Raw genomic sequence first — 12,496 nt, 5'->3', positions numbered from 1 at the left:
CTTTTATATACCCAGAACGAATGCCATTTAAATTATTCAGCGCAGTATCGCAACCACCAAATCCTTTTAGGCTAGCTCGGGAACATTGCCTTCCACGCTTGATTCAGCTCACCTTCAAGCGCTTTCGCTTTTTTAATCGACTTTTCGTCGGAGGCATTCGCAGTACAAATAAATCTATCTTCCTTCGATAATGGCCATACCTGCCGATCATGATGTGCCGATTTTTCCGCAATCCATTTCTTGTTGCCACTATCAATCGCTGCTTTTGCCAAACTAATTTCCTGTGCAATATTCGAAGCGATAATATCCGAAGCGATCTTGCAAATTTCATCCCTTTCATGTTTAAACGTTATGAGGGCAGGCCTGAATGGCGACATCAGCCATCCCCAAATCCGTACAAACACCCTTTTAACAGGCGAAGCATATGGCTGTTGCTTTGGCAAGGCACCTTTCAGCGCATCTCGCAATTCACCCAGCTTAATATGGATACTTTCTCTCCGATTCTTCAGCAACTCATTTTTTTCGAAATCCATCATTGCCAATTGTAATCCCGCCCGCATCGCATCGACGAGATTAACATCCTTTGGGGATATTTCTCGGCCCGGTTTCCAGTTGCTCAATATTTCTTGCTCTCGGGCAACTTTGGCGCTGAGCGTCGTCCACGAGTCTGCCTCCGCGTGTTTTTTGTGCAACTCCCTTTTAAGGTCGCCCACGCGGACCAACCATTTATCTTTGCCGTCATTTATGTACTTCACCTGAAAATCCACTCCTTCGATGCTGATTTTTTTACACCATTATTTTGCAATTCACTAAAATACTCATGAAGCAGTTCATTGCCTTCAGAATTGCCAGCCTCCACATCGATTTCCAGCGCCTTCTGCCCCTTGCTCACATGAGCGCCAGGGACAGCTCTCCCCGATTGAATGCCCGCAATTGACTTTCCCGAGCCATACGGTACTGCCGTAGATTCGGGGGCAGATATGTGTCTGGATGCGGATTTTCTCGATGGGCTCCCCCCCATCCCCACCTTATCGCAGCCTTTATCCGCCACTGTCACGGAAGGGGGTCGGAATAGGTTGCGAGAACCATCCGGAAAACTCCCCCGATTCTCAATCTCGACCGAAGGTGTAGATTCGTGTAATTTCCCACTCCTTGAAGCGGCACTCGGATTTGTTCGTGGAAAGAATATTTTCGAAATTTCAGCCAGCATAATCAATTCCACTTAGTATATTTTCCGAGAATTTATATTCCCAAATTCCAACTCAATTTTCTTTCGCAAAATACCGGGAATTGTCGTTCACGGAAAAGCCGAATGCCAGCACGGCCGCCCCCTCCAGCCCCACACTTCACCCCGCTTCGCTTCGGCAAGTCCTATCGTTGCAGGTCTGTACATTGCGATATGTCGGCCCGCAACGGGAACCTTGCCGGCACGATCCGGTCTGGATACCCAGGACGCATAAGCCGAATCCTGGCTTAGACAGTGACAAGGCAAGTTCCGACCGCCGCGGAAAGCGCATAGGCAGCCGCGGGCAAGGTCCGTCCCGCCCATACCGAGCCGGTGGCCGGGTATCGGCCATTCCATCGCCCGTCCGCGCGCAATGTAACCGATCGGTAATAAAGCGATTTGCACGCCGCATGCCGGATAACGCATACGCCCAATATCGAAACCGATAGCCGTCTATAAATAATTCAGCTGTCGGCAATCATTATTTCCACAGGTGTACCTTGCATTCCGCCAACCCTCACATTTCCTGCGTCGTACCGGCATATAACGAAGGCGAAGGGATTCGCGACTTCCTGCTGGCGCTTTGGGCCACGCTGCAACCGCTGGCGTCCCGGTGCGAAATCATCGTGGTCAACGACGGCAGCCGCGATAACACCGCCAGCGTGGTCGCCGACCTTTGCCAATCCGGCATGCCCTTGCGCTTGATCAACCTGTCGCGCAATTTCGGCAAGGAGGCGGCGCTGACCGCCGGGCTGGACCATGTGTCGGGCGACCTGGTCATCCTGATCGATGCCGACTTCCAGCATCCCTTGGCCCTGATTCCCGCCTTTCTGGCGCGCTGGCGCGAGGGCTACGACATGGTCTACGGCGTGCGCCAGTCGCGTGCCGATGAATCGCGTCTCAAGCGGACCGGCGCCTTCGCTTTCTATGGCCTGATGAATTGGCTCTCCAGCGTGAATATCCCGGCCGATGCCGGCGATTTCCGCTTGCTGGACCGCAAGGTGATCGACAGCCTGCAGTCGATGCCGGAGCGGGCCCGCTTTATGAAGGGCATGTATGCCTGGGTGGGCTATCGCTCGATTGCCGTGCCGTTCGACGTGCAGACGCGCAATAGCGGCCAGAGCGCTTTCAATATCCGCGCACTGCTGCAACTGGCGCAGACCGGCATTCTGTCCTTTTCCGATATTCCCCTGCGCGTCTGGAGCGTGGTGGGCTTCTTTATTTCGGCGCTTTCACTGGCCTACGCCGCCTGGATCATCATCGACACCCTGCGTTTCGGGGTGGAGATTCCGGGCTGGGCGACACTGGCGGCTGCCTTGATGTTCCTGGGCGGCGTACAGCTGATTTCCATCGGTGTGCTGGGCGAATATCTGGCCGGCGTGTTCCATGAGGTCAAGCGGCGGCCCATCTACCTGGTATCGGAACGAATAGGTTTTGAAGAAACCGACGAGACATGATCGCCGCACGGCGGCCGGTAGCTTTCTATTGCATCGCCACCGGGTGTACCGGCCCCGCCGTCGAACGAGTCAGGATGGCCCGTCCCGAGCCGCGCCACAGTACGCGCAAGCCATGCCGGCGCGCCACCTCATCGGCCAGCGGCTCCGCCAGCACCACGAAAATCGGCCGCTGTTGCCGCAGCAGGCTGGCGAATCCTTCCTCGCCCACCAGCCATGCGGCGGCTTCCGGCTGCCATCCCAAGGCGTAATGGAATTCACGGCGCCAGTTATCCTTGCCGGCCAGTGTCGGGTCGCGCCAGTTGTCCACCACATGGATGGGTTCGCGCCGATTGAGATAGATGGGCAGGTCCTGGTAGTAGTCGTGATAACTGATCAGCAAGGCCTGCTCGCTCAGGTGGGGTTTCAGCGCCTGCGCCACCGGCCAGCTGGTCTGGTCATCCACCCGTCCGACGATGATATTCACGCACCAGCCCGTTCCGGCCGCTGCGAGCAGGAGTCCTGACAAAACCAGGTCCAGCCGCTTGCGCACGGTTCCCCAGGCCAGCAGCAACGCACCGGCCAACAGCACGCCGGCCAGCAAGGCCAGCCACGGCGCCAACTGGGGTGCGGCCGGATAGCGTGCCTGCAGGGAAGGGATGGCATACAGCAGCAGTCCGCCGGCCCCGGCCAGGACCACGGTCGCCAGCATGGCCAAGCGCTTCGGGACACCGGCCGTGTTCAGTTGCTCGTCGAAATAAGCCGCCAACAGCAAGGCCAGCGGCGGCAGCACCGGCAGGATATAGCTGACGATCTTGGATGCGGGTAGCGAGAAGAACAGCAGGATCAGGGCAGGCCAAACCAATAGAAACGGGCGTGTTTCGTCCGCCTCCGTACGCCGCTGCCAGGCTCGCCGTAGCGCCGCCGGCAACCAGAGCGACCACGGCAGCACGAACAGGCCCAGCACCAGCAAGTAGAAGTACCACGGGAAGGCATTATTGAACCCACCGGCGGTATAACGCTCGAACTGCTGGAAGACGAAGAAGTAATGCAGGAACTGGGGGTTGGCCGCCTGCACCGCCGCATACCAGGGCAAGCAGACCAGCAGCACCAGCGGCAAGGACCAGCCCAGGTGCCAGGACGGCAGCTCGCGCCAGCGCCGACGCCATAGCAGCCAGCCTGCCAGTACCAACCCGGGCAGGACCACGCCGATCAGGCCCTTGGTCAGTACCCCGCAACCGCCGGCCAGATAAGCCGCGATAAAGTAGCGGCGGCGCTTGGCTGGCGGCGCCTGGCGTCCCAGCAGCACGGCGAACAGCGCGGCGCTGATCCAGATCGCCACCTCCAGGTCCAGGTTGGCATACTGGCTGGCGATGTAATAAAGCGGCGAGCTGGCCAGGATGCCGGCCGCCAGCCAGCCGGCACGGCGGCTGAACAGGCGCCGGCCGACGAGGAAGACCAGCAGGCAACCCGCCACGCCGAACAGCGCCGGCATGACGCGCGTGGAAGCCGTGCCCACACCCAGTACCTGGTAGCTGAGCGCTTGCAGCCAGTAGTACAGCGCCGGCTTGTCGAGGAACACCGCGCCGTTGACTTTCGGAGTAATAAAGTCGCCGCTGAGCAGCATCGCCCGCGCCACTTCGGGGTAGCGGCCTTCGTCCGGCACATTCAAGGGCCGTGCAGCGAGCAGGGCCAGGAAATAGGGCAATAAGAGCAAGAGCAACAGGCAAATGTCGCGCGGCAAACGTTTACGAAAATCAGGCATGACGGATCCCGCAGTGAAACAAACCGACCGAAGGGGCGCAACGGCGGCGGCCCGGCGCTTGATCGTCTGTGCCGACGATTTTGCTACGAACGCGGCCGTCTCGACCGCCATCCTCGAACTGCTGGCCCTGCAGCGTATCAGTGCTACCTCCTGCATGAGCGACTCGCCGCGCTGGCCGGTCGATGGCGCGGCGCTGCGCGAGCGAGGCTGGCAAAAGCACGCCGGCCTGCATTTCGACCTGACCGCCGATTTTCCCGGCCGGGCCGGCATGCCGCTGGGCCGCTTGATGTTGGCGGCACGCTGCGGTGCTTTGGCTGCAAGCCTGGTCCGTACCGCGCTGGAGCGGCAGCTGGACCGCTACGAGCGGGTCATGGCGGCAGCGCCTGCCTTTGTGGACGGCCATCAGCATATCCATCTGTTTCCGGTCATTCGCGAGCAATTGTTCGATGTCCTGGCACGGCGCTACACACAGCGTCCCTGGCTGAGAAATTTGGCCGAGATCCATACCCCCGCGCCGCTGGCTAAACGCCTCGCCCTCTCCATGATGGGCGCGACCGGGCACGGCCGCCAGGCGGCCGCGCTGGGCTGGTCCGGCAATCGCGGATTCGCCGGCCTCTATGCCTTGCGCCCCCAGGATGGCTTTGCCGAGCGCCTGCCCCACTGGCTGAGCAGCCTGCCGGACGACGGCCTGTTGATGTGCCATCCGGCCAAGCAAGCGGAAACGGATGACGCCATTGGCCAGGCCCGGCGGGTTGAATTCGCGTGTCTTGCCAGTGCAGCCTGGCCGGCCATGCTGACCGAACACGGCCGGGTTCTGGTCGCCGCCCCGCTGAACTAGCGGCGGCGGGCTTGGAAGGAGCCATTGCGGGCAAGTTCCGTGGGTGGGAATGGTGCTTGCCATCCCCCCAAGAGCATCGTGCCCTTGCCATGTCGCTGGTCTATGCTGGCAGGGTGCCAACTCCGCCTCCCCCAAGTGGGCATTCCCATGTCAAAAAGCCCCCTCAACGCACTGATCGTGGATGGTTCGTCGCCGGCAAGACTGTCGATTTCCACGATATTGCAGGGTTTCGGCATCAGCAAGATCGAAAATTGCAGCACCGTCGCCGACGCGCGCCGTAAGGTACTGGACGGCAAATACGACATCATCCTGTGCGAATACCATTTCGACGGCGACGAGACCGGGCAGGACCTGCTGGAGCAGCTATCGGAACGCCATCAATTGCCCCCACCCACCATCTTCATCATGGTCACCGGCGAAGCGAAATACTCACGCGTGGCCAGCGTGGCCGAAGTGACGCCGGACGACTATCTGCTCAAACCGGTGCAGACCGGCCAGCTGGAAGACCGGATAGAACGGGCGTTTACGCGCCGCGAAGCGCTGATGGATATCTACGACGCCCTCTATGCCAAGGAATATGGCCGCGCCCTGAATGTCGCCCAGCAGATGCTGTCCGGCAAGACGCGCTATTTCAACGAGGTGGCCAAGCTGGCGGTGCAGACCCTTTGCCGGCTGGAGCGCTATGAGGATGCCACGGTCTTCTACCGGCGCATCGTCGAGCGCAAGCATGCCGCCTGGGCAAAATTCGGGCTGGCCCGGATGAGCCTGAAAACCGGCGATAAAGAGGTCGCCGAAACCATGCTGCTGGATGTGATCAACCAGCATTTGCGCTATTTGCCGGTCTACGACCAGCTGATCGACTTCTACCTGGAGGAAGGTCGCCAGGCCGATGCCCTGGGCATCCTCGAACGCTCGATCGTGATCAGCCCCCGCAGCAATAGACGCTTGCAACTGGCCGGCCAGTTGGCTTTCGAACTGGGCTTGGCGGTGCAGGCGGACACTTATCTGAATCGAGCCATCGCCCTGCGCGGTTCGACCATCGAGCTGGATTTCCGCACGCTGCTGCACCTGGTGATACTCAAGTTCGACGAAGGGGAAACCGGCAGTGGCGTCAGCCTGGTCAAACAGATGCAGACACGGCTGAAACAGCTGACCGCACCGGTGGAAGCACAGCGCGCCACCTGGTACTGCAATCTGGCCATGGCCGCACAGGCGATCGCCTCGCGCGAGCCGGTCGCGGCCATCGACCTGATGCGTTCCATCACCGGCCAAGCGGTCGCCGAGACATTCGACTTCACCCTGGCGCAGGACTACCTGACCATCATCGCCCGGCTCTATTCCAACGATTTGGCGCAGATGCTGACCGAATGGGTGCGTCCCTTGATCCAGCGCTATCTCACCAGCCAGGCCCGCCTGAGCATGATGCTGCCACGGGTAGCGGGATGCGAGCAGTTGACGGCGGTCATGCATGGCACCGCCGCCACCTTGGACTCGGATGTCGACGCGCCGACGTGAACCGGGTGCCGCTCGTAGCAAGGCAGGCTTTTCACAAGCTGTTGCGTAACAGCGAGATAAAAACTGTACCTGTTCCGGTCCGCCACGGCATCGAATAATCAAGCCATGCCCGCGCCCACTCTTTATAGCCAGCTCGCCAATCATTATCTCCATGCCATCGAAGCCGGTACGCTGCGCTGCGGCGACCGCATGCCCTCGGTCAGGACACTGATGGAGCGCCATACGGTCAGCCTCTCGACCGCCCTGCAGGCATGCCGCCATCTGGAAAGCCGTGGCGTGCTGGAAGCCCGGCCTCGTTCCGGCTATTTCGTGCGCCCGCGCCAGCAGGCCGCGCTGGCGCCGATGAAGGAGCCCGGTGCCGCCCTGCCCGATCCGGCCCAGTATGTCGGCATCCACCAACGCGTTTCGGCCATCATCGCCAAGAGCCAGCAATCGCCGGTTGCCATCAATCTGGCAGGCGCTTGCGGCGCGCCCGAGCTTTATCCGACCGAGGCCTTGCAGACGGCGATGATCAGGGCCTTGCGCGGCAACCCCGGCCTATTGGGCCGGCCAGGGCCGCCCACCCCGAATGGCGACCCCGGCTTTCGTGCCGCCATTGCCAAGAACGCCTTGTGGGCGCGCGTCACGCTGAGCGCGGATGAGATCATCGTGACCCATGGCTGTATCGAAGCGTTGAATCTGGCGCTACGGGCGGTGACCCAGCCCGGCGATGTGGTGGCGGTCGAGTCGCCGACCTTTTTCGGACTGCTGCAGATCCTGGAGAGCCTGGGCCTGCGCGCGCTGGAAATCCCCAGCAGCCCGCAAACCGGCATTTCCCTGGAGGCACTGGAACTAGCCGCCCAGAGCTATAACGACATTAAGGCGGTGGTGGTGGTCCCCAATCTGCAAAACCCGCTGGGCAGCGTCATGCCCGATCGCCATAAGGAGGACCTGGTCCATTGGTGCGAAGCGCAACGCATCCCCTTGATCGAGGACGACACCTATTCCGCCCTGGGCGATGCCGATACCCCCTTGTCCGCCCTCAAGGCCTGGGATCGTACCGGCAACGTTATCCATTGCGCTTCGCTGCACAAGACCTTGGCGCCCGGCATGCGGCTGGGGTGGATCAGCGCCGGCAAGTGGCATGCGCGGGTGGAGATGCTCAAGTATGCGCAATCGCGCTCCAATGAATCCCTGCCGCAAATCGCCGTGGCCGAGTTCATGGCTTCCGGTGCCTACGAACGCCATTTGCGTCGGCTCCGCACCTCCCTGCGCCGGCAACGCGAGCAGGTCTCGGCCGCCATTGCCAGCTATTTCCCTGCCGGCACCCGCCTGAGCCAACCCCCTGGCGGGCTGGCATTGTGGGTGGAAATGCCGGGCAAGCGTTCATCCGAATCCTTGTTCCATGCCGCGCTGCAAGCGGGCATTCGCATCGCGCCCGGCCTGATGTTTTCCAACTCCAAGCGTTTCGATCACTACCTGCGCATCAGCTGCGGCTCGCTCTACTCGCGCGAACTGGAGCAGGGCATTCGCAAGCTGGCCGGCCTGGTCGAAGCGCTGCCGCACACCGATTAGGCCGGCGGAAATATGCGAGGGCTTGCCGGCATAAGGCGCGAAGCCGCTCGTACCTGGATGGCGATGCCGGCTCGATATGGAAGAAACGCGTAGCGGCCAGTGCATTTAGGGATACCCAGCCGGATTCGCCCACCAGATGAACCTGGCCTGGCGCCAGCCGGTGCGCGTGGCTGACCGGGGTCTCCGCCAGCCAGCCCGGCGGTTCGTGCAAAACCATGCTCCCCGCCACCAGATGCAGCACGGTACCGCGTCGGCACCAAAATTGCTGTACCTGGCCGGCGCCAAGGGCAATTGGCTGATTGACGGCTATATTCGGTCTCATGGTGGCGCTATGCCTTTCCTATCGGTTGCCTTGCTCGGTCGAAACAGCCCGGCCCGGCCAGGCAAGGCAAGGCCGGGCGTGAGACCACAGCATATAAGCCGGCCCGCCCTGCCAATAGACACACATATCGACCGTTTTCACCGCATCAGAGCGTCAGGACAGCTGCTGTTCAGGTCTGCCGGAGGTAGATCTGTATCGGCCACGATAACTAATCGTTTTTTTGAGGAGACTTCCATGGTGATCGCAGCAATCCGAGTGTTGATCCTGTCCCTGCCGCTGGCCTTGCTGACCGCCTGTGGCGGAAGCGGCGGCGGCAGCGAGGGGGCACGCAGCCTGGCGGGGCCAGCCTGGCCTTGACGATCAGCGGCCTGCCCGGCGATACGGAGGGCGCGGTGCTGGTCACCGGCCCAGGTGCATACAGCCAGGCCTTGACGGCCAGCCGCACGCTCGGCCCCTTGCCGCTCGGCAGCTATACGGTGACGGCCAGCACGCTATTGCGCGACCGTACGCCCTATGCGGCACAAACGCCGATCCAGACCGTGGTGGTGAGCGAACAGGCCGGCGCCAGCGCCAGCGTCGTCTATGCCGCGCAGTCCAACCTGAACTTGAACTGGCGGCGCATCGCCGCCGGGCTGGATAAACCGCTGTTCCTGACCGCTCCGCCCGGCGACGATCGCCTGTTCGTCGTCGAACAGACGGGCCGGATTCTGATATTGAAGAACGGCACGCCGCTGGCCACACCCTTCCTCGACCTGGGCAACCGCATCAGCAGCGGGGGCGAGCGGGGCCTGCTGTCCATGGCCTTTGATCCGCGCTATGCGAACAATGGTCATTTCTATGTCTATTACACCGATCCGCAGGGTGATATCGCCATTCACCGCTTTACCGTGGCGGCCGGCAATCCGGACCTGGCCAATCCCGCCAGCGACCTGCCCATCCTGACCATCCCCCACCCGGTTTATACCAATCACAATGGCGGGCTGCTGGCCTTCGGCCCGGATGGCATGCTGTATATCGGTAGCGGTGACGGCGGGGGCGCCGGCGACCCGAACAATCAGGCGCAAAACCTGAATAGCCTGCTGGGCAAGCTGCTGCGCCTGGATGTCGGCGCGGCCAGCGTGGCCGCACCCTATGCCATCCCGCGCGACAATCCCTATCTCAACCAGCCCGGCAGACGTGCCGAGATCTGGGCCCATGGCCTGCGCAATCCGTGGCGCTATGCCTTCGACGACAAGCGCTTGTATATCGCCGATGTCGGCCAGGCGCGGCGCGAGGAGGTGAACGTGGCAAACAGCAATGCCGGCGGGCTCAACTACGGCTGGAATCGTACCGAGGGCAATCTTTGCTACGGTGGCGACCCCTGCGACAAGTCCAACCTCACCTTGCCGGTGCATGAGTACGACCATGACAACGGCTGCTCGATCACCGGGGGCTATGTCTACCGTGGCCAGGCGATACCCGAACTGCGCGGCCGGTATTTCTACTCGGATTATTGCGGTGGCTGGCTGAAGAGCCTGGTCTATCGCACTACCGTCGGCGAGCGGGTCGATTGGCCGGTCAACGCGGTGGGGCCTATCGTCTCATTCGGAGAAGATGGCCAGCGGGAGCTGTATGCGCTGTCCTCGGACGGCGGTAGCGTCTATCGCCTGGAGCGTAGATAACCGACATCGCCCAGGTAGCGCGGCTGGCTTGCCGCCGGACGAACGGACTTGATTAGAGAACGAACGTTCTCCATACTAAGTGAACGTTCGTTCTCTGGAGTTCGTCATGCAAGCAGCGCTCGCCGAAGTTCCCAAGCACCCCGGTGTCTGGCGCGGGGATGGTTTCCGTCCTTCCGCGCCCGCCACCCTCGACTGCGGCCATGCCCCCTGGCGGCGCTATTGCCGGGCGGCGGCTGGCCACAGTCCAGCGTCACCGAGTTGCTGACCAGCCGCAGTGGCTGCGGTGAACTCAAGCTGCTGCTGCCCGCCCTGGCCAGCCTGACCCAGGCGGGCAAGCGGGTAGTGCTGGTCGCCCCGCCGAACATCCCCTACGCCCCGGCCTGGCAAGCGGCCGGCGTGGACCTGCGCCAGCTTACCTGGCTGGCCCCCGCCAGCGAACATGATGCCTTGTGGGCCATGGAACAGGCCTTGCGCGAGCCCGCCTGCGGCGCGGTACTGGGCTGGTTCGAACAAAGCCTGGGCGATCGCAACTGCCGGCGCATGCAACTGGCCGCCGAACAAGGCGCCGGCTGCGGCTTCGTGCTGCGCCAGAGCCCGCCCGACAAGACCGCCTCGCCCTTCAGCCTGCGCCTGGGCATCGAATCGGTGGCCGGCGGGGTCGCCGTGCAGGTGCTCAAGCGCCGCGGCGCCCCTGCGGCGCGACCGGTTTTCCTGCCCCACGCTTCACTTTCTTCCGGCCAAGTCCATGCTGTGGCTAGCGCTGCACTTCCCCTCCCTGCCGCTCGACGCGCTCGCCCTCAACCTTACGCCCACGCAGCCTGAACCGTGGGCGGTGGTGGAAGCGGCGGGACGCATCGAGCGGGTGGTGGTCTGCAATCAAGCGGCCGACGCGCTGGGGATAAAAGCCGGCCAGCGCAGCGCCACGGCGCAGGCACTGGCGGCCAATCTGCGCCTGGCACCGCGTCAGCCCGCCCAGGAACAAGCGCTGCTGGACAACCTGGCGGCCTGGAGCCTGCAGTTCACCCCCACGGTCTGTCTCGATCCACCGGCCGGCTTGCTGCTGGAGATCGGCGGCTGCCTGACCTACTTCAAGGGCCTGCCCCGCTTGCGCCGTTTGATCGCCAAGCGGCTGGCCAAGCAAGGCTTGCGCGCGCGCCAGGGCATCGCCCCCACCCCCTTGCTGGCCAGCTGGCTGGCCCAGCTCGGCCAGGCCGAGCCCATCCTCCCCGGCCAGCTTTCGCCCACGGTCCTGCAAGCCTTGCCGCTAGCCCGCCTGCCCTTGTCCGCCGAAATCCGCCATGGCCTGCATGCCCTGGGCCTGCGCCAGGCCGGCGAATTGCTGTCGCTCCCCCGCGACAGCCTGGACAAGCGCTTTGGCCCGGGTTTGTCATTACAGCTGGATCGCGCCCTGGGCCTGCGGCCAGATCCACGCAAACACTTTGTCGCGGCCGATTGTTTTAGCCGGCGGATCGAACTGAACTGGGCAACCGACCAGGTCGAAGCGCTGGGTTTTGTCGCCAAGCGGCTATTGACCGAACTGGCCGGATTTCTGCAAGGCCGGGGCCTGGGCGTGCAGCAGTTGCTGTTCCGCTTACAGCACGAAGACAAGCACAGCAGCGAATTCCATGTCGGCCTGGGCAAGCCGACCCGGTCGGCCGAAGCCATGCTGGCCATCAGCCGCGAACGACTGGCGCGGCTGAGCCTGGCCGCCCCGGTAGAGGGCGTGACCTTGCAGGCCGATAGGCTGCACCGTCTCGACGGTGCGCCGCTCGATCTGTTCGGCGATGCCGGCCAGGCGGCCGATTTCGACTTGCTGCACGCCCGGCTGGTGGCCCGCCTGGGCGAATCGGCCGTGCGCGGCCTGGCGACGGTGGATGACCATCGACCCGAATACGCGTGGCAAGCCCGGACCCGGGCCGGCCCCACCCCGCCGCCGGTGCAAGGTGAACGGCCGACCTGGCTGCTGCCCGAGCCGCTGCCGTTGACCAGCCATGCCGGCCAGCCCTGGCATGGCGGGCCGCTGCGGCTGCTGGACCGGGCCGAACGGATCGAGTCGGGCTGGTGGGATGGCGACACCCTGGCGCGCGATTACCACCAGGCCGAAGACCCTTCAGGCCAGCGCTACTGGATCTACCGGCTACGCGGCGAAGGCCGCTGGTTCCTGCACGGCCAATTTGCCTGAA

The 12,496-nt window shown here is 62.8% G+C and carries 11 protein-coding genes; 8 read left to right on the top strand and 3 right to left on the bottom strand.

Features of this window, described 5'->3' with window-relative positions; all coding sequences use genetic code 11:
- Positions 1 to 71: 71 nt before the first annotated feature.
- Together FNU76_RS12970 and FNU76_RS24595 are read right to left on the bottom strand one after the other, a co-directional pair.
- Complete coding sequence (locus FNU76_RS12970; RefSeq protein WP_144278592.1) at positions 72 to 755, bottom strand: hypothetical protein; 684 nt, start codon at positions 753 to 755, stop codon at positions 72 to 74.
- Complete coding sequence (locus FNU76_RS24595; RefSeq protein WP_223879010.1) at positions 752 to 892, bottom strand: hypothetical protein; 141 nt, start codon at positions 890 to 892, stop codon at positions 752 to 754. The genes FNU76_RS12970 and FNU76_RS24595 overlap by 4 nt, the downstream gene beginning before the upstream one ends.
- A gap of 833 nt (positions 893 to 1,725) precedes the next feature.
- On the opposite strand from FNU76_RS24595, the gene FNU76_RS12960 reads away from it, so the two are divergent.
- Entirely contained in the window at positions 1,726 to 2,682 is a 957-nt protein-coding gene (locus FNU76_RS12960) for a glycosyltransferase family 2 protein (RefSeq protein ID WP_144278590.1), read from the top strand.
- A 25-nt stretch (positions 2,683 to 2,707) separates the two neighbouring features.
- On the opposite strand, the gene FNU76_RS12955 is transcribed toward FNU76_RS12960, so the two are convergent.
- Complete coding sequence (locus tag FNU76_RS12955) at positions 2,708 to 4,423, bottom strand: phospholipid carrier-dependent glycosyltransferase (protein WP_179958107.1); 1,716 nt, start codon at positions 4,421 to 4,423, stop codon at positions 2,708 to 2,710.
- Here FNU76_RS12955 and FNU76_RS12950 point away from each other — a divergent pair.
- The 7 genes from FNU76_RS12950 to FNU76_RS12925 all read left to right on the top strand — a co-directional run bounded on the left by FNU76_RS12950 (position 4,422) and on the right by FNU76_RS12925 (position 12,495).
- Positions 4,422 to 5,261, top strand: a complete 840-nt coding sequence (locus FNU76_RS12950) for a ChbG/HpnK family deacetylase (protein WP_179958106.1) — start codon at positions 4,422 to 4,424, stop codon at positions 5,259 to 5,261. The genes FNU76_RS12955 and FNU76_RS12950 overlap by 2 nt on opposite strands.
- A gap of 147 nt (positions 5,262 to 5,408) precedes the next feature.
- Entirely contained in the window at positions 5,409 to 6,776 is a 1,368-nt protein-coding gene (locus tag FNU76_RS12945; RefSeq protein ID WP_179958105.1) for a response regulator, read from the top strand.
- 105 nt (positions 6,777 to 6,881) lie between these two features.
- Positions 6,882 to 8,330 carry an aminotransferase-like domain-containing protein gene (locus tag FNU76_RS12940; protein WP_144278586.1) on the top strand — a complete coding sequence of 483 codons (1,449 nt, stop codon included), beginning with the start codon at positions 6,882 to 6,884 and terminating at the stop codon, positions 8,328 to 8,330.
- 556 nt (positions 8,331 to 8,886) lie between these two features.
- On the top strand, positions 8,887 to 9,009 hold the full coding sequence (locus tag FNU76_RS24895; protein ID WP_263405622.1) for a hypothetical protein: 123 nt from the start codon (positions 8,887 to 8,889) through the stop codon (positions 9,007 to 9,009).
- Positions 9,006 to 10,313, top strand: a complete 1,308-nt coding sequence (locus FNU76_RS12935) for a PQQ-dependent sugar dehydrogenase (protein WP_223879009.1) — start codon at positions 9,006 to 9,008, stop codon at positions 10,311 to 10,313. The genes FNU76_RS24895 and FNU76_RS12935 overlap by 4 nt, the downstream gene beginning before the upstream one ends.
- A 219-nt stretch (positions 10,314 to 10,532) precedes the next feature.
- On the top strand, positions 10,533 to 11,135 hold the full coding sequence (gene imuA / locus FNU76_RS12930; protein WP_263405621.1) for a translesion DNA synthesis-associated protein ImuA: 603 nt from the start codon (positions 10,533 to 10,535) through the stop codon (positions 11,133 to 11,135).
- Positions 11,059 to 12,495, top strand: coding sequence for a Y-family DNA polymerase (locus tag FNU76_RS12925; protein ID WP_144278585.1), 1,437 nt, complete (start codon positions 11,059 to 11,061; stop codon positions 12,493 to 12,495). Before imuA ends, FNU76_RS12925 begins: the two co-directional genes overlap by 77 nt.
- Position 12,496 lies beyond the last annotated feature (1 nt).

This window comes from Chitinimonas arctica (assembly GCF_007431345.1).
In the GTDB taxonomy this organism is placed as follows: domain Bacteria; phylum Pseudomonadota; class Gammaproteobacteria; order Burkholderiales; family Chitinimonadaceae; genus Chitinimonas; species Chitinimonas arctica.
Note: the sequence above shows the minus strand (reverse complement) of the source record. Positions and strands in the feature narration are given on the sequence as shown.

Coding starts and splice junctions, on each gene's coding strand:
- FNU76_RS12945 (WP_179958105.1), top strand. CDS start 5,409: ATGTCAAAAAGCCCCCTCAACGCACTGATCGTGGATGGTTCGTCGCCG.
- FNU76_RS12950 (WP_179958106.1), top strand. CDS start 4,422: ATGACGGATCCCGCAGTGAAACAAACCGACCGAAGGGGCGCAACGGCG.
- FNU76_RS12925 (WP_144278585.1), top strand. CDS start 11,059: ATGCTGTGGCTAGCGCTGCACTTCCCCTCCCTGCCGCTCGACGCGCTC.
- FNU76_RS24895 (WP_263405622.1), top strand. CDS start 8,887: ATGGTGATCGCAGCAATCCGAGTGTTGATCCTGTCCCTGCCGCTGGCC.
- FNU76_RS12940 (WP_144278586.1), top strand. CDS start 6,882: ATGCCCGCGCCCACTCTTTATAGCCAGCTCGCCAATCATTATCTCCAT.
- FNU76_RS12955 (WP_179958107.1), bottom strand. CDS start 4,423: ATGCCTGATTTTCGTAAACGTTTGCCGCGCGACATTTGCCTGTTGCTC.